General features: G+C 66.9%; 17 protein-coding genes. 2 read left to right on the top strand and 15 right to left on the bottom strand.

The annotated features are described in order from the left end of the window. Nucleotides 1–55: 55 nt before the first annotated feature. The gene (locus tag AC13GA_RS14990; RefSeq protein WP_482998440.1) at nucleotides 56–613 is read left to right on the top strand and encodes a flavin reductase family protein; all 558 of its coding nucleotides are present in this window, start codon (nucleotides 56–58) and stop codon (nucleotides 611–613) included. A gap of 34 nt (nucleotides 614–647) precedes the next feature. Continuing rightward, a complete protein-coding gene (locus AC13GA_RS14985) occupies nucleotides 648–2600 on the top strand; it encodes an acetyl-CoA hydrolase/transferase C-terminal domain-containing protein (protein ID WP_482998439.1) in 1953 nt (650 codons plus the stop codon). Nucleotides 2601–2684: 84 nt separating this feature from the next. On the opposite strand, the gene AC13GA_RS14980 is transcribed toward AC13GA_RS14985, so the two are convergent. From AC13GA_RS14980 to AC13GA_RS14910, 15 genes are all read right to left on the bottom strand, one after another. Further along, nucleotides 2685–2990 carry a HigA family addiction module antitoxin gene (locus AC13GA_RS14980; protein WP_046984273.1) on the bottom strand — a complete coding sequence of 102 codons (306 nt, stop codon included), beginning with the start codon at nucleotides 2988–2990 and terminating at the stop codon, nucleotides 2685–2687. Nucleotides 2991–3001: 11 nt separating this feature from the next. After that, nucleotides 3002–3280: a type II toxin-antitoxin system RelE/ParE family toxin gene (locus AC13GA_RS14975; RefSeq protein ID WP_136639477.1), complete on the bottom strand. Its 279-nt coding sequence runs from the start codon at nucleotides 3278–3280 to the stop codon at nucleotides 3002–3004. Between the two features lie 307 nt (nucleotides 3281–3587). Then, nucleotides 3588–5585 carry a transketolase gene (gene tkt, locus AC13GA_RS14970; protein ID WP_482998438.1) on the bottom strand — a complete coding sequence of 666 codons (1998 nt, stop codon included), beginning with the start codon at nucleotides 5583–5585 and terminating at the stop codon, nucleotides 3588–3590. Nucleotides 5586–5799: 214 nt separating this feature from the next. Next, entirely contained in the window at nucleotides 5800–7119 is a 1320-nt protein-coding gene (locus AC13GA_RS14965) for a dicarboxylate/amino acid:cation symporter (protein WP_046984276.1), read from the bottom strand. Between the two features lie 57 nt (nucleotides 7120–7176). Beyond that, nucleotides 7177–8892 carry a BatD family protein gene (locus AC13GA_RS14960; protein ID WP_482998437.1) on the bottom strand — a complete coding sequence of 572 codons (1716 nt, stop codon included), beginning with the start codon at nucleotides 8890–8892 and terminating at the stop codon, nucleotides 7177–7179. Further along, the gene (locus tag AC13GA_RS14955) at nucleotides 8889–10724 is read right to left on the bottom strand and encodes a tetratricopeptide repeat protein (RefSeq protein WP_482998436.1); all 1836 of its coding nucleotides are present in this window, start codon (nucleotides 10722–10724) and stop codon (nucleotides 8889–8891) included. Before AC13GA_RS14955 ends, AC13GA_RS14960 begins: the two co-directional genes overlap by 4 nt. Further along, nucleotides 10721–11725: a vWA domain-containing protein gene (locus tag AC13GA_RS14950; protein WP_337302858.1), complete on the bottom strand. Its 1005-nt coding sequence runs from the start codon at nucleotides 11723–11725 to the stop codon at nucleotides 10721–10723. The genes AC13GA_RS14955 and AC13GA_RS14950 overlap by 4 nt, the downstream gene beginning before the upstream one ends. Then, nucleotides 11722–12171 carry a DUF4381 family protein gene (locus AC13GA_RS14945; RefSeq protein WP_482998435.1) on the bottom strand — a complete coding sequence of 150 codons (450 nt, stop codon included), beginning with the start codon at nucleotides 12169–12171 and terminating at the stop codon, nucleotides 11722–11724. The genes AC13GA_RS14950 and AC13GA_RS14945 overlap by 4 nt, the downstream gene beginning before the upstream one ends. Further along, nucleotides 12168–13097 carry a DUF58 domain-containing protein gene (locus AC13GA_RS14940; protein ID WP_046984281.1) on the bottom strand — a complete coding sequence of 310 codons (930 nt, stop codon included), beginning with the start codon at nucleotides 13095–13097 and terminating at the stop codon, nucleotides 12168–12170. Before AC13GA_RS14940 ends, AC13GA_RS14945 begins: the two co-directional genes overlap by 4 nt. 8 nt (nucleotides 13098–13105) lie before the next feature. After that, nucleotides 13106–14131, bottom strand: coding sequence for an AAA family ATPase (locus tag AC13GA_RS14935; protein WP_428709420.1), 1026 nt, complete (start codon nucleotides 14129–14131; stop codon nucleotides 13106–13108). A gap of 189 nt (nucleotides 14132–14320) precedes the next feature. Continuing rightward, nucleotides 14321–16288, bottom strand: a complete 1968-nt coding sequence (locus tag AC13GA_RS14930; protein ID WP_046984283.1) for a type IV pilus secretin PilQ — start codon at nucleotides 16286–16288, stop codon at nucleotides 14321–14323. A 21-nt stretch (nucleotides 16289–16309) separates the two neighbouring features. Then, nucleotides 16310–16813 carry a pilus assembly protein PilP gene (locus tag AC13GA_RS14925; RefSeq protein ID WP_046984284.1) on the bottom strand — a complete coding sequence of 168 codons (504 nt, stop codon included), beginning with the start codon at nucleotides 16811–16813 and terminating at the stop codon, nucleotides 16310–16312. A 26-nt stretch (nucleotides 16814–16839) separates the two neighbouring features. Continuing rightward, a complete protein-coding gene (locus tag AC13GA_RS14920) occupies nucleotides 16840–17496 on the bottom strand; it encodes a type IV pilus inner membrane component PilO (protein WP_046984285.1) in 657 nt (218 codons plus the stop codon). Next, nucleotides 17493–18377: a PilN domain-containing protein gene (locus AC13GA_RS14915; protein ID WP_482998434.1), complete on the bottom strand. Its 885-nt coding sequence runs from the start codon at nucleotides 18375–18377 to the stop codon at nucleotides 17493–17495. The genes AC13GA_RS14920 and AC13GA_RS14915 overlap by 4 nt, the downstream gene beginning before the upstream one ends. Then, nucleotides 18377–19435 (bottom strand): pilus assembly protein PilM, encoded by a 1059-nt coding sequence (locus tag AC13GA_RS14910; RefSeq protein ID WP_482998433.1) that lies wholly within the window; start codon nucleotides 19433–19435, stop codon nucleotides 18377–18379. The genes AC13GA_RS14915 and AC13GA_RS14910 overlap by 1 nt, the downstream gene beginning before the upstream one ends. Between the last annotated feature and the right edge of the window lie 30 nt (nucleotides 19436–19465).

The following is a 19465-nucleotide window of genomic DNA, read 5'->3' as shown; positions in this document are numbered from 1 at the left end:
ACTCCAGGTTCATCGCATCTGCGCCAGCATCGATACCTCCCGCCCCAGGCCCCGGATGAAAGCGCTGCCCAAGAAGGATTTCCCGGTCGAGCAGGCGCGCCGCTTCCTCGAGCCCGGACCGATCGTGCTGGTCAGCACGGCGTGGCGCGGCCAGCGCAACCTGATGACGATGGGCTGGCACATGGTGATGGGCTTCTCGCCTTCGCTGGTCGCCACCTATCTGTGGGACGCGAATCACAGCCACGCGCTGGCCCGTGGCAGCGGCGAGTGCGTGATCAACGTGCCCGGCGTGGAGCTGCTCGATACCGTGGTGGACATCGGCAACTGCAGCGGCCGCGAGGTCGACAAGTTCGCCCACTTCGGGCTCGATGCACAGCCCGCGCGCGAGGTCGGTGCACCTCTGGTCGGGCAATGTCATTCGTGCTTCGAATGCCGCCTCTACGACGATAGCCAAGTGGAATCGAGCAACCTGTTCATCTGGGAAATCGTGCGGGCCCATGTTGCACCACGCCCAAAGCTGCCGCGCACGGTGCATTACCGGGGCGATGGGCAGTTCATGGTGTCTGGCGCCGAAGTCTCGCGTCGACGGCGGTTCAAGCCCGACATGCTGTAATGCCAGCACTCCCCCACTCGCAGGACCACCGCGCATGACCGAACACCTCACCGACCTGGACGCCGCCGTCGACTGGTTGTTTGCGCGCGTGGACGGGCCGCTGCGGATCGGGGCACCGCTGGCACTGGGCAAGCCGCATCGGCTGCTCAATGCGCTGTACGCACGCGTCGAACATGACCCGTCGCGACCGTTGCAGTTGTATACCGCGCTGTCGCTGAACCCGCCGAAGGCACGCGGCAATGGCCTGGAAGCGCGCTTCATGGCACCGTTCGCGCAGCGCCATTTCGGCGACGATTTCCCGCGCCTGGCCTATGCCGATGCGATCGCCCGCGACGCGCTGCCGGCGCATGTGCAGGTGGAAGAGTTCTACATGCAGTCGGGTGCCCTGCTCGGCTCGCGGCAGGCACAGTCCAGCTATACCAGCCTGAACTACACCCACGCCGCCGATGCCGTGGCCCAACGCGCGCCGCAGGTGATCGTGCAGAAAGTGGCGATGCGGCCGGACGACCGGCGGCTCTCGCTGTCGTGCAACAACGACATCACCCAGGACACGCTGGATGCAATCGCCGCGCGAGGCCTGCCGCGCCCGCTGCTGGTCGCCGAGATCGATCCGCAGTTACCCTACCTGGGCGGCTCGGCCACGGTCGATGTGTCGTTCTTCGATCTGGTGATCACCCCGCCGCCGCCGTATCCGGCGCTGTTCGGCCTGCCGCGGCAGCCGGTCGGCGATGCCGACTACGCCATCGGCCTGTATGCCAGCACGCTGGTGCGCGATGGCGGCACGCTGCAGATCGGCATCGGCACGCTGGCCGACGCGCTCAGCCATGCGCTGGTGCTGCGCCACACCGACAACGCGCGCTACCGGCGCGTGCTGCATGCGCTGGATCCGCAGCTGGCCAGCCACCCGCTGGTGCAGGAAGTCGGCGGACTGGAACCGTTCGAAGTCGGCCTGTACGGCTGCAGCGAGATGCTCAACGAGGGCTTCCGCCGGCTGGTGCAGACAGGCGTGATCAAGCGCAAGGTGCACGACGACCTGGCGCTGATGCAACGCATCGAGAACGGCAGCACCCTGTCCATCGATCACGCCACCCTCGCCGCCGAAGGCGAGTACCTGCACGGCGCGTTCTACCTGGGCTCACCCGAGTTCTACGAATGGCTGCGCACGCTGCCGGAAGACGAGTGCCGCGCGATCGGCATGCGCCGCATCAGCGAGATCAACCAGCTGTACGGCGGCAACGAGACGCTGGAACGCCTGCAGCGCCGGCACGCGCGTTTCTTCAACTCCTGCATGATGGCCACCGCGCTGGGCGCGGCGGTGTCGGATGCGCTGGACGATGGACGCGTGGTATCCGGTGTTGGTGGCCAATACAACTTCGTGGCGATGGCACATGCCCTGCCCGAAGCCCGAAGCGTGCTGATGTTCCGCGCGGCGCGCGATGACAAGGGCCAGCGTGAATCCAACGTGCGCTGGAACTACGGACACACCACCATCCCGCGCCATCTACGCGACATTTACCTCAACGAATACGGCATCGCCGATCTGCGCGGCTTGACCGACGAGGACTGCGTGCATGCGATGGCTGCGATCACCGAAGCACCGTTTCAGAGCGGGCTGCTGCAGCAGGCGCATGCCGCGCGCAAAGTGCTGGCGGCCACGCAACCGGATCCCGAGCGACAGCAACGCAACACACCGCAGGCATTGGCCGCCGCGCTGGCAGCGTTCCGCGCCGATGGCACGCTGCCGGACTATCCGCTGGGCAGCGACTTCAACGAGATCGAGCAGGTGCTGGTGAAGGCGCTGGGCTGGCTGAAGGCCAACACGCAGACCCGCGGCGACAAGCTGCGCACGGTCTGGGCAGCGCTGCGACAACCGGCCGGCGACGGCGATGCCGTGTACCTGCAGCGCATGGGCCTGCAGGCGCCGAAGGATTTCGCCGAACGCCTGGACGCGCGACTGCTGCGCCTGGCGCTGGCGCGCAGCGCCTGAGAAAAAGGGACGGAGGGGATTAAGTCGTTTGTGCACAAACGACTTAATCCCTCCGTCCCCTTCTTATCCATGCATGACGTGCATCTACTGCCCTATCCTCACTGCATCCTCAAGGTACAGGCGGGCAATGGGTGGATGCGCTCGATGCTCGACCTGCCACAGGTCGTATGCCGCCTGCATCGCCAGCCACATGCGGGCATTGCCCAGACCCGCAAGCTCAAGGCGGAATGCGAGTTCCGCGGAAATGCCGGCGTGCCCGTTGATGATGGTCGACAACTGTCCGCGGGAATAGCCAAGATGCTGCGCCAGCGCACTGATCGACATGCTGATCGCCGGCAGGATGTCTTCGCGCAGCGATTCTCCGGGATGCGGCGGATCATGCAACGGCATCGAGCAGACTCCTAGTGATAATCAAGGTAATCGACCAGTTCGACGTCGAGCCCACGAAAGCGGAACACCAATCGCCAACTCGCCGAGACACTTACAGCCCAGTAGCCGCTATAGCTTCCGCGCAGAGGGTGCAGGCGATTTCCGGGCAGCCCCATGTCTCCAGGCAGCCGGGCTTGATCCAACTGCACAAGCAAACGCCGCAATCGAGCGACATGATCGGCACGGACTCCCGAAATGTCGCCCCGCTCATAGAGCGCTTTCAGGCCCTTATGCCTGAAGCTGACGATCACGCGGCATCATTGTAAGGCATCACCTTACACTCCGCAAATCCAACATGGGATCCTGCGCTGCTCTTCCTGTCCATGCCTACTTCTGGCGGTGCCTCGGCAGGCCCTCCTTTTCGCAGAGAACGCAGGTCAGATGAAGAGGCCAACGCGACACCGGAGCCGTCGGGCGGAACATGCCGGACGAAAAAAACTGACGGAGGGGATTAAGTCGTTTGTGCACAAACAACTTAATCTCCTCCATCCCCTTTTCTCTCGACCAAAGAAAAGGCCGGCGTGCGCCGGCCTTTCCTTCATCTCACTGCCGGGCTGCTTACAGCAACTTGGCGGCTTCCACCACGTGCGCGGTGGTGATGCCGAAGTGTTTGTACAGCTGGTCGGCCGGGGCCGAAGCGCCGAAGGTGTCGATACCGATCACCGCACCGTCCAGGCCGACGAACTGGCGCCAGAAACCGGTGACGCCGGCTTCCACGGCCACGCGCTTGCGCACGGCGTTCGGCAGCACCGATTCGCGGTAGGCCGCATCCTGGCGCAGGAACACATCGGTGGACGGCATCGAGACCACGCGGGTCTTCAGGCCGGCCGCGTCCAGCTGGGCCTTGGCTTCGGTGGCCAGCGAGACTTCCGAACCGGTGGCGATCAGGATCACGTCCGGGGTACCGGCGGCATCGGCCAGCACGTAACCACCGCGCTCGATCCGGGCGATCTGCTCGGCGTTGCGCGGCTGGTGCGGCAGGTTCTGGCGGCTGAACACCAGGCAGCTCGGGCCGTCCTGGCGGGTGATCGCGGCCTTCCAGCTCACTGCCGACTCGACCGCATCGCACGGACGCCACACGTCGTTGTTCGGGATGTAGCGCAGCGCGGCCAGGTGCTCCACCGGCTGGTGGGTCGGGCCGTCTTCGCCCAGGCCGATCGAGTCGTGGGTGTAGACGTGGATGGCGTGGGCCGGGATCAGCGCGCTCATGCGCACGCCGTTGCGGGCGTAGTCGCTGAACACCAGGAAGGTGGCGTCGAACGGAATGAAACCACCGTGCAGGGCCAGGCCGTTGGCGATGGCGGTCATGCCGAACTCGCGCACGCCGTAGTACACGTAGTTGGCGTTGGCGTCGTCGCTGGCGACCGATTTGCTGCCCTTCCACAGGGTCAGGTTGGAGTGCGCCAGGTCGGCCGAGCCGCCGACGATTTCCGGCAGCAGCGGGGCATAGGCTTCAATGGCCAGCTGCGAGGCCTTGCGCGAGGCGATCGTCGGGCCTTCAGCGGCCACCTGGGCGATGTAGGCATCGGCCTTGGCAACGAAGTCGGCCGGCAGGTCGCCGTGCGAACGACGGGTCAGTTCGGCGGCTTCGCCCGGGTACTGGCTGGCGTACTTGTCGAACAGCTGTTCCCACTCGGCCTGGCGCAGGGTGCCGGCGCCATTGGCTCGCCAACCGTCGTAGATCGCCTGCGGGATCTCGAACGGACCGTATTCCCAGCCCAGCTGCTTGCGGGTGGCTTCCAGCTCGTCCTTGCCCAGCGGTGCGCCGTGGCTGGATTCCTTGCCCGCCTTGTTCGGCGAACCAAAACCAATGGTGGTGCGGCAGCAGATCAGGGTCGGCTTGTCGCTCTGCGACAGCGCGGCCTCGATGCCGGCCTTGATGCTTTCCGGGTCGTGGCCGTCGACATCACGCACCACGTTCCAGCCATAGGCCTCGAAACGCTCCGGGGTGTTGTCGGTGAACCAGCCCTCGACGTTGCCGTCGATGGAGATGTGGTTGTTGTCCCAGAAGCAGACCAGCTTGTGCAGGCCCCAGGTGCCAGCCAGCGACGCCGCTTCATGCGACACGCCTTCCATCAGGCAGCCATCGCCCATGAACACCCAGGTGCGGTGGTCGACCACTTCCAGCTCCGGACGATTGAAGCGCTGTGCCAGCAGCTTCTCGGCCAGGGCGAAGCCCACGGCATTGGCGAAACCCTGGCCCAGCGGACCGGTGGTGGTTTCCACGCCCGGGGTCTCGTGGCGTTCCGGGTGACCGGCGGTGTGGCTGCCCAGCTGGCGGAACAGCTTCAGCTGCTCGATCGGCAGGTCGTAACCGCTCAGGTGCAGCAGCGCGTACTGCAGCATCGAACCGTGGCCGTTGGACAGCACGAAACGGTCGCGGTTGAACCAGTGCGGGTTGCTCGGGTTATGGCGGAGATAGTCGTTCCAGAGGACTTCGGCAATGTCGGCCATGCCCATGGGCATGCCGGGGTGGCCGGACTTTGCGGTTTCAACCGCATCGGCGGCAAGGAAGCGGATGGCGTTGGCCAACTGGCGACGGGTAGGCTGCGTCATGGTTCTGTCGGAATCGGGAGGCGGCCGCGGACGTGCGGGCGGCCTATTGTCCCATAGTCGTCGGGCGGGGGTCAGTCCAACGTGCCTGGTAGGTGCCGGCCGCTGGCCGGCACTTCATGATCTCCGCCGGATTCCGCATGTGAAAAGGGGTCGGATCCCTTTCCTTGCGGAAAGGGATCCGACCCCGATCAGGTCGCCAGCAGTGGCTCCCGAATCAGTCCTTGTGCGGGGTCAGCGCCGGGCCGTCGTGGCCTTCACCCTTGGCCACCAGCGTGGTCAGGGCCAGGTCACCGGTGACGTTCAGCGCGGTACGGCACATGTCCAGGAAGTGGTTCACGCCCAGGATCAGGCCGATGCCCAGCGGGTTCACGCCGACCATGGCGCAGATCATCGCCACCACCGGCAGCGAGCCGGACGGTACGCCAGCGGTGCCGATGCCACCGAGGATGCAGACGGCCATCACCATGATCTGCTGGCCGATGCTCAGGTCCACGCCAAAGAACTGGGCCAGGAAGATCACCGTCACGCCCTCGAACAGTGCGGTGCCGTTCTGGTTGGCGGTGGCACCCACGGTCAGCACGAAACGCGACACCCGCTGCGGCAGGCCCATCTGGTCGGCCACGCGCAGCGCGGTCGGCAGGGTGGCATTGCTGGAGGCGGTGGAGAACGCCATCACCGTGGCTTCCTGGGTATCACGGAAGAACGACAGCGGCGAACGGCCGGACAGCCAAACGGCCGTACCGTAGGTCACCACCATGTGCAGGCCGAGTGCCAGCACCACCACGCCCACGTAGGCGCCCAGGCGGATGATCAGCTCGAAGCCGAACAGTGCGGCCAGGTTGAACATGAAGCAGGCCACCGCGTACGGCGCCAGGCGGATGACCAGGTTGATCAGGGTCATCGAGATTTCGAACACGCCTTCGATGGCGCGGCGCAACGGGGCGACCTTCTCGTTGTCGGTCAGCACCATGCCGATGCCGAACATCAGCGCAAAGAACATCAGCGACAGGATCGCGCCATTGTCGGACGCGGCCTGCAGCACGTTGCTCGGCACGATAGACAGCAGCATGTCCATGCCCTTCGGCGTGCCATGGATGCCAGCAACGATCTCCTTGCTGCGCTCGGCGTTCTCCGACAGCATCATCGCCGCGACCTGCGGGTCGACGCCGGCACCGGGCTTGAGCAGGTTGACCAGAACCAGGCCGATACCCACTGCAATGCCAGACAGCAGCACGGTGTAGGCCAGCGTCTTCCAGCCGATGCGGCCAAGGGCGCGGATGTCGCCCATCTCCGACACACCCATGATCAGCGCCGAGAAGATCAGCGGCACGATCAGCATGAAGATCAGGTTGAGGAACAGGCCCGAAGCCGGGGTGGTGATGTAGTCCATTACCCATTTGGCACCGGCCTGCAGACCATCGACGCTGCCACCCAGGGCGTGCACGATCAGTCCCAGGACCAGGCCGATCGCGAAGCCGATGCCCATCTTCCAATGCAGGGGCAACTTCTTCTTGTCGGCAGCAGCTGCTGTCATACGGGGGTTTCCTCGAAAAATGAATGCACTCTAACAAAGCGCGCAAGCGGCGCTGGTTCAGGTTCGCCGTGGCGGATACAGCGGCGCAAGGCCAGTGTCAGCGGTGCCCGCAGCCGCCGACCAGTGCGGTCCGTCACGGAAGGCCTCGCGCAGGCGGGTACGCAGTGACGCCAGGTCGCCCTGCCCGCCCCAGCGTGCCTGCTGCAGGTCCTGCAACACCTGACGCTGGGCCGGCTCGGCCAGGCGGTCGATGACCTGCTCGATACGTTCGACACCGGCCATCGCACACAGTTGCGCTTCAACCTGCTCGAAACCTTCGCCATCCAGCGCGCGGCGCAGTTCGGCCAGACCAGCACGTCCGCTCGCCACAACCGGCACAGCCGAGCGGCCCGCTACCGGCGCCGCCACGCGCTGGCGACGGCCACGCTGCCACCCCCACAGCAGGGTCAGCAGCCACAGCAACGCCAGGCCGATGACAGCCCCCACCCACGGCCAGGGCCGTTCGGACAGGCCACTGGCGCGCGGATCGGTCGCCGCGATGCGGCTGTCCTGTCCATCGGCACCGGGCAACGCCGCATCGGTGTCGATCGGTGGCAAGGGCGCAGGCGACGCATTGCTTCCGCCGTTGCCCGCTGCGACGGCAAGCGTCAGGTCCGGCAGGCGCGCTTCCTGTGCCTTGCCATTGCGCACGTCCCACCACGGCAGGCGCGGCCCCGGCACCACCAGCGAACCCGGCTGGCGCGGCACGATCGAATAGCGGCGGGTGATCTTCAGCCGCGGCGTACTGCCGTTGAAGGTCTCCTCATATTGCGCAGGCTCGGCGAAGACCTGCGCGTTGCTGCCGACCTCGGGCACCGGCAGATCGGTGAACTGCGCACGGGTCGCGCCTTCGGCAATCGCTTCGACCACGATGTTGGCGGCTTCCCCGCTGCGCGCACTGGTCGGCGCGCTGGTGTAGCGCAGCTGCAGGCTCTGCAGCGGCAGCCACGGCTGCGGCGCCTGTGCCGGCTGGGCCTGCACCTGCAGGGTGCGGTCGGCGCCGGTGGCATTCATGCGGCCATCGCCGCCGCCGAAGAAATCATCGAAGAACCCACCGGCACTACGCCCGTTGAAGCGCGCACCGGCCAGCCGCAGCGCACCGCTGCGTTCGGGGATCAGCAGGAAGCGGCGCTCGACCACGTTGTAACGGCGGCCGTTGACCTGGCGCACGTCGGTACGGTCGTCGCCCACCCGCTGCAACGACGCGCCGGCCGGTGTATCCAGCACCAGTTCGCCGGACGCCAGCTGCGAGGCGAAGTACAGCCGCACCACCACGCCTACGCTCTGCTGCACGTACGGCGTCTGATCATCGACAACGGTTTCGATGAAGGCCATCGCGTTGCTGTCCGGACCGGCGACGGGGGCGGCGTCCACCTGCAGGGTCAGCGGCGCGGTCCTCGTGCTGCCTACCTGCAGGCCGGGAATGACCAGCGCACCACTGCGACGCGGCGTCAGCGCCACGCCGTACAGATTGCGCTGCTGCATGGCGCCGTTGCTCCACTCCACCTGGCGGCTGCTGGTCTGTCCGCTGAGGTCGAAGTCGGTACGCAGCGGGTTGAAGTCGGGTGCGCCCTGGTCACTCTCGACGTTGAGGGTGACCGTATCGCCCATAGCAACACGGTCGCGGTCGAGCCAGGCGCGCGGCTGCGCCCACGCCAGCAGCGGCAGCCACAGCAGCAGTGCCGCCAGTACCCGCAGCGGCCAGCGCCCATGCATGTTCATCGCCCGCGTCATCGCCCTTCCTTCTTCCTGCGTTCGTTTTCCAGCTGGAACTTGGCCCGCAGCAACGCGCCCGGATCATCCGGCACACGCCGCATCCACGCCTCCACCGCCTGTTGCTCCTCGCGCTGGCGTGGCGTGGCGCCATCGCTGCCCGGTACCGGTTTGCCGTCCTTGTCGGCCTTGCCCTCGCGTGCCTGCTGCATCGCCTGCTGCATGCGTTGGCGCTGCTGTTCATCGGCCTGTGCCTGCGCCTTGGCGTCTTCCACCTGCGGCGGTGCCTGCTGGCCATCGCGGCCACGCTCGCCGGGCTGCGGGTTCGGCTGCGCTTTGTCGTCGCCCGGCTTGGGCTGGCCCTGCTGGCCCGACTGCGGCTGGCCGTGGCCGGGATTCTGCTGGCCCTGCTGCGGCTGCTGGCCCTGCGGATTCTGCTTGCCCTGCGAATCGTTCTGCTTCTGCTGGCCGCTCTGCTGTGGCTTCTGCTGATCCTGGCCTTGGCCACCGGATGACTTGCGCTTGCGCGCGGCATCGACCACCGCACGGTTGGCCACCGCATCGGCCATGCCCGGATGCAGCGCCAATGCGCGATCGTAGGCGGCAATGGCTTCGTCGTAGTTGCCCTGGCGTGCCAGTGCGTTGGCCAGGTTGTACCAACCGGCATCGTTGTCGATGCCCTCGAACTGCTTGCGCGCACTGGCGAAGTCGCCATTGCGGTACGCCTGCACGCCGTCGGCCAGGCGCTGATGCTGCAGCTGGTCGCTGCGCTTCCACAGCGTGCCCTGTATCGGCTGCGGCGTGGCGGCCGACGGCGCCTGCGCCTGCACCTCGCCCATCCATGGCAGCAGGCCCACTGCCAGTACGGCAGCCAGCAATGCACGGCGACGGAACGCCAACAGCGCCAGCAGCATCAGGGGCGGCAGCAGCCAGAAACCTTCATCGCGCCATTGCCTGCCCTCGCCCGGTCGCTCCGCCGTCGTGGCCTCACGCACATCGAGCACGCCCAACGCGCGCAGATCGCTGTCATCGGCGGCAATGCGCGCATAGCGTCCGCCGCCGGCCGTGGCCACCGCGCGCAGGCTGGCTTCGTCCAGTGCGGCCTGGCGGATCTGACCACTGCCGTCGCGATAGGCCGCACCGGCTGGCGTACCCAGGCCCAGCACCGACACCTGCATGCCCAGACCGCGTGCCTGTGCTGCGGCCAATCCGGCTTCGCCGTCGGCCTGGTCGGTCACCAGCAGGATCTGCCCGCGCAATGCACCGATCTGCCGCATCAGCCGGGTCGCCCAGTCGATGCCACGGTCGGCGCGCTGGCCATCACGCGGCATCACATCGGGCGACAAGGCGTCCAGATACAGCGCGACATTGCTGCCGTCATCGGTCAGCGGCGCCACGGTGTAAGCGTCGTCGGCGTACACCACCAGGCCGACCTGCCCGCCCTGGCGCGCGCGCAGGAGCTCACCCACCTTGGCCCGCGCCTGCAGCAGGCGCGAGGGCGGCAGGTCGGTCGCAGTGATCCGGCTGGACAGGTCCAGCACCACCAGCAACGGTGCGCTGGCCTGGAACATCGGTTGCGCCTGCTGGCGCCAGCTTGGCCCGGCCATCGCCAACGCAGCCAGCGTCCAGCCCAGCAGCAGCGCCCACGGCAGGCGCGCACGACGACGGGTGCCCGCCGCCAGCAGATGCGGCAGCAGGTGCGCATCCACCGCGTGCCGCCACACGTCGCTGCGCCGCTGCCGGTACAACGCCACCGCGAGGATCAGCGGCAGCGCCAGCAACGCCCACAGCCATTCCGGACGCAGGAAGTGCAGCGCGTTCCAGTCAGGAAAATTCGAAGCAAACGCGATCATCGGCGACGCTCCGGCCACAACCAGGCCAATGCGCCCAGCAGCAAGGCCAGGCCCAGCGGCCACGCATAGCGTTCCTCGCGCGGGCGCAGGCTCGGACCCTTCGCCGCGATCGGCTCCAACCGGTCCAGCTCGGCATAGATGCCGGCCAGCTGTGCGGTGTCACGTGCGCGGAAGAACTGGCCGCCGGTCATGTTGGCGATCTTCTTCAACGTCGCTTCGTCGACCGGATCCTGGTCGGCGGAAATCGGAATACCAAACAGGCGCATGCTGCCGTCACCGCCAAAGGCCACGGTGTGGATGCGCACGCCTTCCGCGCGCGCCACCTCGGCCGCGCGCAGCGGTTCCAGCACGCCGGCATTGCTCACGCCATCGGTCAGCAGGATAAGCACGCGCTGGCCTTCGGGTTGGCTGCGCAGCCGCTTCACCGCCAGGCCGATGGCGTCGCCAATGGCCGTCTCGCGGCCGGCCAGGCCGACCACGCTGTCGCGCAGCTGGTCGCGCACGCTGGCCAGGTCGGCGGTCAGTGGCGTCAGCGTGTAAGCGCGGTCACCGAACACCAGCAGGCCGATGCGATCGCCAGCTCGACGGTCAAGGAAGTCGGCCAGCACGGCCTTGGCTGCGGTGAGGCGATCAACCGCCTGTCCGCCCAGCACCATATCGCCTTCGCCCATGCTGCCGGACACGTCCATCGCCAGCATCATCTGCCGGCCTTCCTGCGGCGGCGTGATCGCCTCACCCAACTGCTGCGGACGCGCCAGCGCCACGCACAACGCGCACCAGCCCAGCCACAGCAGCAGCGTGCGCAGCCATGACACATCAACGCGGCCGCCACCGGCCAGCGCTTCCAGTTCAGTGGCCGCATACGGCACGCGCAGCGCCGCGCCCGAATCGGCACGGCGTTTCCACCAATGCATCAGCAATGGCAGCGGCAGCGCCAGCAACGCCAGCGGCCACGCCAGCTGCAGGTCCGGCCACGGCCAGTAACTCGCCAGCACATTCATCGGCGGCGCTCCAGCAGCAGCGCCAGGTAGCGTTCGCGCGCCCAGCGGCGCACTGCGGCCACCTCGTTGACGTCCACGCGTGGGCGATAGGCACCTTCGGCCAACAGGCTTCGGCGTGCTTCCGGCAATGTGCCCTGCGGATCCACGCGCTGCCACCAGGCCTCATCACGCAGCGACTCGCTACCCGGACGCGCATGGCGGGCGGCACGCCGCAGCAGTCCCGCAATGGCCGCCAGTTCCGCAGCGGCGTCGTGGCTGGCAGCCAACTCCTGGTCGAACAGCTGCAACCAGCGCTGGTAACGGCGGCGGCGGCGCCACCCCAGCACAGCCACCACCAACAGCACCAGCAGCAATGCGCCGCCGATCATCAGGTAGCCCGGTGCCGGTGGCCACCATGATGGTGGCGGTGGCAGCTGCACATCGCGCAGCGGCAGGTTGGCGCTCATGCCGGCACCTCGGTCGGCGACGGTGCCAGCCAGGCATCGCTGGGCGCATCGGTGGACAACACCTGCACGTCGACACGGCGCGCACCGAGCTGACGCCGCAGCTCCTGCAGCGGTTCAACGAAATGCGCCTGCCAATGCGCCTGTACCTCGCTGCGGCGCAGGTCGAGGCCAATGCGCTGCTGCAGCGTCTGGAACTGCAGCGCGGCCGATGGCGGCTGCAGCTCCAGCGGATCGACCAGCAGCACCAGGCTGAGGTCGTGATGCTGGGCCAGCGCGCTCCAGCGCGCTGGCGGAATACGGATGGCCTGCTGCGGATCGGCCAGCACCAGCATGCGCGCACCCGGGCGCAGCACGCGGGCCGCATGATCCAGCGCGCGCTCAAGGCCGAGATCGTCCGCGGGTGGTTGCGCATACCAGCGGGTAAGCGCATCGAGCACGCGCAGCACGCCGCGCGGCCCGCCTGCGGGTGCGATGGGCGACTCACGATCACTGCCACGCAGGGCGCCCACGCGGTCGCCGCGACGCTGCGCTGACCACGCGGCGACAGCCCCGGCGCGTGCGGCCTGCACCGACTTGAAGCGTACACGGGTGCCGAAATACAGCGCCGGTGAAGTATCGGCCACGATCAAGCTGACGCGTTCGCGCTCGGCCTGGAACAGCTTGGTGTGGGCGCGGCCGGTGCGCGCGGTCACCCGCCAGTCGATATGCCGCGCGTCGTCACCGGCCACGTACTCGCGTGACTCGGCATATTCCATGCCACGTCCGCGCAGCGGTGACGGCGCTTGGCCTGCATTGCCGGCGCGGCCACGGCGCGGCGGCGGAGGCCGCTGTGCAAGGCGGCGCATCGCCACCAGCTCGGACAGCTGCGGCCGCAGCCCGTCGCCATCGCTGACGTTGGATGTGGGTTCCAGGGATGGATCGGTCATGCGCAGGCTCAGGGTGCCGGCACCCGGGCCAGCAGTTCCTGCACCAGGCGCTCGCCGTCCCAGCCTTCTGCGGTGGCTTCGTAGCTGGGCAGCACGCGATGGCGCAGCACGTCGGCGGCCACCGCGCGCACATCATCGGGGGTGACGAAGTCGCGGCCCGCCAACCAGGCGCGCGCACGCGCGCAGCGCTCCAGTGCGATGGAGCCACGCGGGCTCGCACCCCAGGCGATGCGGCGGCCGAGGCCGGCGTCATAGCGCGAAGGATCACGCGAGGCCAGCACCAGCTCGATCAGGTAGCGTTCCAGCGCCGGCGCCATGTGCAGGTCCAGCACTTCACGGCGGGCATCGAACACATCCTGCATCGGCAGCTTCTCCGGCGCCGGTGCGGCTTCACCCAACGCGCCACGGGCACGCTCGCGGGCCAGGCGCAGGATCTCCGACTCGGCTGCCTGGTCCGGGTAGCCGATGCGCACGTGCATCAGGAAGCGATCCAGCTGTGCTTCTGGCAGCGGGAAGGTGCCTTCCTGCTCGATCGGGTTCTGCGTGGCCATCACCAGGAACAGAGACGGCAACGCGTAGGTGTGGCGGCCCACGGTGACCTGACGCTCACCCATCGCTTCCAGCAATGCCGACTGCACCTTGGCCGGTGCGCGGTTGATTTCATCGGCCAGCAGGATCGGGTGGAAGATCGGGCCGGGCACGAATTCGAAGCGGCCTTCCTGCGGGCGCCAGATCTCGGTGCCGGTCAGGTCGGCCGGCAACAGGTCCGGGGTGAACTGTACGCGGGCGAAGTCGGCTTCCAGGCGCGCGGCCAGCGCGCGGATGGCAGTGGTCTTGGCCAGACCGGGGGCGCCTTCCACCAGCAGGTGACCGTCGGCCAGCAGCGCGATCAACAGGCGTTCGACCAGCGCGGCCTGGCCGACGATCTCGGCCGACAATGCGTCGCGCAGCTGGCTGAAAGCGGCATGCAGGCGGGAGATGGCCGGCGCGGGCGGCGGCGAGACGGTTTCGGGCATCGGCGGTGGCAGGTTCATGGGGGCCTTTGACCGGCGCAGGACGGCACGGGTTCCCGACATCATCGCAGGGTGCCCTGCGAATGGCATCAAGAACGGCTGAACAGCATCCACGCATGGCGTGGATCTACCGGCCATATGCGTGAACGGGGGGCCAAACGAAGAAGGGCCGCACAGGGCGGCCCTCTTCGTGTTGCCGGTTGCGATGGCTCAGTTCTGCTTGGCCACGCGCAGCACCTTCGGGGTCACGAACACCAGCAGCTCGGCCTTGTCCTTGCTGCGGCCACGCTTCTTGAACAGGTTGCCGAGGAACGGGACGTCACCCAGGAACGGGACCTTGCTGATGCTGTTGCGATCGGTGAACTCGTACACGCCACCAATGACCACGGTCTGCCCATCCTCGACCAGCACGGCGGTATTGACCTCGCGGCGGTTGATCGACGGCACGGTACCGTAGCCTTCCAGCTGGATCAGCCGATCCACTTCATCCTTCTTCACCTGCATGTTGAGGAACACGCGGTTGTCGTTGGTGATGGTCGGGGTAACCTTCAGCTCCAGCACCACTTCCTTGAACTGCACATTCGGCGTGGCGACACCACCCGCACCGGCACTGATGGTCACGTAGCCGATTTCCTTACCCTGCTTGATCAGGGCCTCGCGCTGGTTGGTGGTGACCACGCGCGGGTTGGAGATCACTTCGCCACGCGACTCTTCCTGCATGGCCGACAACTCCACGTCCAGCAGGTAGCCGGCATTGAGGATCGACAGTGCCAGCGAGCCTGCCGGGTTGGTCGATGCCGCCGGCATGGCCCAGTTCAGGCCACGGGTGATCGCCGAACCCACCGGCACCGGCGCCGGACCGGTGCTGCCGCCGGCCAGCCAGTCGCGGTACGCCTTGGCATTGGCCGCATCGGCTTCGACCTGCGACTTGCGGGTATCGCGGTTGGCTTCCAGATTGCCACTGAAGTAGGCATTGTCGCGGCTGCCGCTGATTCCGAACCGCGCACCCAGCTCACGTGCGAACGTATCGGTGGCGATGACGATGCGGCTTTCGATCAGCACCTGGTCGACCGGGCGGTCGATCACGCTGATCAGCTCACGCATCCGCGCGATCTTCTTCGGAATGTCGCTGATCATCAGCGTGTTGGTGCGCTCGTCGGCGACGATGCGGCCACGGCCGGACAGGAAGCCACTTTCCTCCTGCGACGACCCACCGCCACCGCCACCTGCGCCACCACCGCCACCGCCGCCGATGCCCTTGGCTTCGGTCAGTGCTTTGAAGATCTGGGTGGCGCTGTGGTAGTTGATCTGGACGTAATCGGTCACCAGGTCTTCGCGGTTCTCGATGGCGATGCGCGCGTCTTCCTTCTCCTGCTCGAACTTGGCCAGTTCGGCCTGCGGCGCCACCCAGATCACGCTGCCGTCGCGACGCTTGTCCAGGCCCTTGGCGCGCAGCACGATGTCCAGCGCCTGGTCCCACGGCACATTCACCAGGCGCAGGGTCACATTGCCCTGCACCGAATCGGACGCCACCACGTTGAGGTTGGACTCTTCGGCGATCAACTGCAGCACGGTGCGCACCGGCACGTCCTGGAAGTTGAAGGTCACCGGCTTGCCGGTGAAACCGCGCTGGCCGACGGCCTTGGCGGCCTGGGTCACGCTGCCGGCAGTAACCGCACCGACGGCGGCCGGGGCCTGCCGCGGGCTGATCTCGACCACGTACTCGTTGCCGCTCTGGTAGGCCAGCGATTCGACCGCACCGCCGGTGCTCAGCACCAGCTGGGTACCGGCCCCGGACGGCTTGGCGTCGATGCGTTGCACCGGCGTAGCAAAGTCGATGACGTTCATCGGCTTCTGCAGGTTGGCCGGCAGGCGGGCATTGCCGACATCAACCACCACGCTGTTGCCCTGCGTACGCAGGTCTGGGATCGCGCCCTGGCCATCGAACTGGACGATCAGGCGCCCCGCGCCATCATCGCCCCGCTTGAAATCGATCTTGGCGACCGACAGGCCGGCCGGCGCCGCGGCCGGTGCCACGGTGGTGCCCACCGGCTTCTCTGCCGGTGCGGCGGCCAGCGCCGGAGCGCAGGCCAGCATCAGCGCGACTCCCAACGCGCTGACACGGTTCAAGGTAGAGCGCCGGATGGGACGCAGCCCCTTGGCTTGGTGAAAGGTCATCGTGCTATCCCCAGTAAACGATCATTGATCTTCAAGCGAGAGCGTTGCCGGCCGTTCCAGCCAGCCACCCGCGCCATCCGGCACCAGTTCGATCAGCTCCACGCGGTCCTCGAAGACCGCCGTGGCCCGTCCGTCGCTCTGCCCCAGGTAGCCACCCGGGCGTACCCGGTAGGTCACCTTGTCCGGCCCCATCACCAGCGCAACGGTACCGCTGCCGGTGCCGATGGTACCGACCATGTCCAGTGCGTCCAGCGGGAAGCCTTCCAGCGGCTCCTTGCGCCGGTTCGGATCCGGCCGCAACCCACCGCTCCCCTGCGGATTGGTCCAGGCATCGGTAAACGGATCGCGCAGGCCCTGCGCGGAGTACTCGAAGGTCTCGAACTGCTGCATCACCGGCAGCGGCTCCAGCGGCTGTGCCGGCCGGGCACGCTCGCCCTCCACCCACTTTTCCAGGTTCGGCGCATCGCCCGGCGTGCTGGTCACGCCACGGCCACAGGCTGCCAGCAGCAGCACCGCGGCAACCATCCCACAGCGTGCAAAGAAGGAACGCGTCACTTCTTGTCCTCCTTGCCAGCTTCAGCCTTCTGCTGTTCCTGGACCTCGGTCTCGTCCAGGTAGCGATAGGTCTTGACCGTGCCGGACAGTTCCAGCGCACCCGCACGGGCACCGCCACCGGTCTTGTCGGCAGGTTTCAGGTTGATGTCGTGCATGGTCAGGATCACCACCCGCGGCAACGAGGCCACGCCACTGACGAAGGCGCCGAACTGGTGGTAACTGCCCACCATCTTCAGCTTGATCGGCTTCTCGGCGTAGAACTCCTTCACCTGCTCCTGCTCCGGCTCGAACAACTGGCTGGTCAGGCCGCTGGACAGCGCCGTCTGCGAGATGTCGATGATCAGGTCGGGCATTTCGGTCTTGCTGGGCAGCTGCCGCAACATCTGCTGCAGCACCTGCTCCATCTGTGCCAGCTGCTGCTTGAGCGGGCCCAGGTTCACCGCGCGTTCCTGCTGCTTGGTGAACTCGGTGCGCAGGTCGCCTTCCCTCGACTCAAGGCTGGACAGTTCGTCGCGCTTGCCGCTGATCAGCAGCATCCAGGCGACGAACATGATGACCAGCGCCAGCAACGAGCAGAAGACGATCTTGGCCTTCTGCGGCCAGTTGCCGATGTCGTTGAAATCCAGGTTCTTCAGATCGATTTTCTGGCTCATGCGCGGTCCCCCTGCAACGGGGCGTTGGAGGCCTGCGGCGGCTGCGCAAGGCGGCTGCCCTCAAGCTTGGCCGGTGCCGGTGCAGCCGGCTGGTTCGGCTTGGCCGGCGCGGCGGCCGGTGCAGCCGCCGGGGCCGGTTGGGCCGGGGCCGGGGCCGGGGCCGGGGCCGGGGCCGGCTGGGATGCTGCCGGTGCTGCGGCCGAAGCTGCCGCGTCCGGGCCTGCAGCAAGCGGTGCCACGGCAGGCACTGCCGCTGGTGCGGCCGCCACGCTGCCATCGGCATTCAAGCCGGGCGTGCCGGTCTCTTCGCTCTGCGCAGGCAGCTTCACCGTGACCTTGAACATGTACGGCAGCGCCTTGATGTCAGACACCGGGCCGGTCGCGTTCTTGTCGGCAGCACTGGCCTGGATGATCGACAGTTCCGGATTGGTCATCCAGCCGGAGGTTTCCAGGTTGCGCATGTACGCCGACACGCGTGCATTGGACTGGGTCCGGCCTTCAAGGGTGAGCATGTCGCCCTCCTGCTGCAGCGCGGTCAGTACCACGCCGTCAGGAATGGTGCGCACCAGCGCGTCGAACAGGTGGACCATCTGCGAGCGCTTGGCCTGCAGTTCCTCGATCACCTTCTTGCGCGCCAGCAGGCGGTCCTTCTGGGCGTCGAGGCGGTCGATCTCCTTGTTCTGTTCCTTGACCTTCTCGATCTCGGCTTCCAGATAGGCGTTGCGGTCCATCTGGCCGCTCACCTGGCGGTCGTAGTAGAACCAGATCACCAGCGACAGCAGCAGGCCACCAATCGCGGCCATGCCCAGCATTGCGTAGAACTCGCGCTGGCGTTGCTTGCGCCGCTCGGCGCGCCAGGGCAATAGATTGATGCGCGCCATCAGTCGAAGCTCCTCAGCGCCAGACCGGTGGCGATCATCAGCGCGGGGGCATCCTGGGCCAGCGCATGTGCGTTCACCTTCGGGCCCAGGGTCATCTGTGCCAGCGGGTTGGCGATCACGGTCGGCACGCCCAGCTGCTCTTCGACCATTTCCGGCAGGCCACCGAGCACGGCGCAGCCTCCGGCCAGCACGATGTGATCGACGCGGTTGAATTCGCTGCCCGCATAGAAGAACTGCAGCAGGCGACTGATCTGCTGGACCGTGGCTTCCTTGAACGGCTCCAGCACTTCCATCTCATAGCTTTCCGGCAACCCGCCCTGGCGCTTGGCCAGGCCGGCTTCCTCGTAGCTCAGGCCATAGCGGCGCATGATCTCGTCGGTCAGCTGCTTGCCACCGAACACCTGTTCGCGGCTGTACAGGCTGCGGCCACCACGCAGGACATTGAGGGTGGTCATGGTGGCACCGATGTCGACCAGCGCGACCACGCCCTCGATGGACACCGGCAGCTCGCTGGCGACCAGGGCATACGCGTTCTCGACCGCAAAGGCCTCCACGTCCATCACCTTGGCCTGCAGGCCACCCAGCTCCAGCGCCGACTGGCGCAGTTCAACGTTTTCCGAACGCGACGCGGCCAGCAGCACCTGGACCATCTCCGGGTTGTTCGGGATCGCCCCGATCACCTCGAAGTCCAGGTTCACTTCCTCGATCGGATATGGAATGTAGTTGACCGCTTCCAGCTCGATCTGGGCTTCCATGTCGTTTTCGTCGAGCTCGGCCGGCATCGGGATCACCTTGGTGATCACCGCCGACCCGGCGACGGCAGCAGCGGCCAGCCTGGCCTTGCTCCCCGAGCGGCTCATCGCGCGGCGGATGGCCTCACCCACGGCCTCCACTTCCACGATGTTCTTCTCCACCACCGCATTCGGCGGCAGAGGTTCCACAGCGTAATGTTCCACACGAAAACGGTTGCCACTGCGGGACAGCTGCAAAAGCTTTACCGCAGTCGAACTGATGTCGACGCCTACAAGCGGCGACTGACTTTTTGGGATGAGCCCCACGGTTTCTCCCCTGCCGACGGGCACTTGGAC

The sequence above is a fragment of the Stenotrophomonas sp. 22DLJC03 genome, assembly GCF_056861405.1.
This window is presented reverse-complemented; position numbering and strand designations above follow the sequence as displayed.

Excerpts from the sequence above, each read along its gene's own strand:
- AC13GA_RS14990 (WP_482998440.1), top strand. The coding sequence starts at position 56 with ATGAAAGCGCTGCCCAAGAAGGATTTCCCGGTCGAGCAGGCGCGCCGC.
- AC13GA_RS14985 (WP_482998439.1), top strand. The coding sequence starts at position 648 with ATGACCGAACACCTCACCGACCTGGACGCCGCCGTCGACTGGTTGTTT.
- AC13GA_RS14980 (WP_046984273.1), bottom strand. The coding sequence starts at position 2,990 with ATGCCGTTGCATGATCCGCCGCATCCCGGAGAATCGCTGCGCGAAGAC.
- tkt (WP_482998438.1), bottom strand. The coding sequence starts at position 5,585 with ATGACGCAGCCTACCCGTCGCCAGTTGGCCAACGCCATCCGCTTCCTT.
- AC13GA_RS14965 (WP_046984276.1), bottom strand. The coding sequence starts at position 7,119 with ATGACAGCAGCTGCTGCCGACAAGAAGAAGTTGCCCCTGCATTGGAAG.
- AC13GA_RS14960 (WP_482998437.1), bottom strand. The coding sequence starts at position 8,892 with ATGACGCGGGCGATGAACATGCATGGGCGCTGGCCGCTGCGGGTACTG.
- AC13GA_RS14955 (WP_482998436.1), bottom strand. The coding sequence starts at position 10,724 with ATGATCGCGTTTGCTTCGAATTTTCCTGACTGGAACGCGCTGCACTTC.
- AC13GA_RS14950 (WP_337302858.1), bottom strand. The coding sequence starts at position 11,725 with ATGAATGTGCTGGCGAGTTACTGGCCGTGGCCGGACCTGCAGCTGGCG.
- AC13GA_RS14945 (WP_482998435.1), bottom strand. The coding sequence starts at position 12,171 with ATGAGCGCCAACCTGCCGCTGCGCGATGTGCAGCTGCCACCGCCACCA.
- AC13GA_RS14940 (WP_046984281.1), bottom strand. The coding sequence starts at position 13,097 with ATGACCGATCCATCCCTGGAACCCACATCCAACGTCAGCGATGGCGAC.
- AC13GA_RS14935 (WP_428709420.1), bottom strand. The coding sequence starts at position 14,131 with ATGAACCTGCCACCGCCGATGCCCGAAACCGTCTCGCCGCCGCCCGCG.
- AC13GA_RS14930 (WP_046984283.1), bottom strand. The coding sequence starts at position 16,288 with ATGACCTTTCACCAAGCCAAGGGGCTGCGTCCCATCCGGCGCTCTACC.
- AC13GA_RS14925 (WP_046984284.1), bottom strand. The coding sequence starts at position 16,813 with ATGGTTGCCGCGGTGCTGCTGCTGGCAGCCTGTGGCCGTGGCGTGACC.
- AC13GA_RS14920 (WP_046984285.1), bottom strand. The coding sequence starts at position 17,496 with ATGAGCCAGAAAATCGATCTGAAGAACCTGGATTTCAACGACATCGGC.
- AC13GA_RS14915 (WP_482998434.1), bottom strand. The coding sequence starts at position 18,377 with ATGGCGCGCATCAATCTATTGCCCTGGCGCGCCGAGCGGCGCAAGCAA.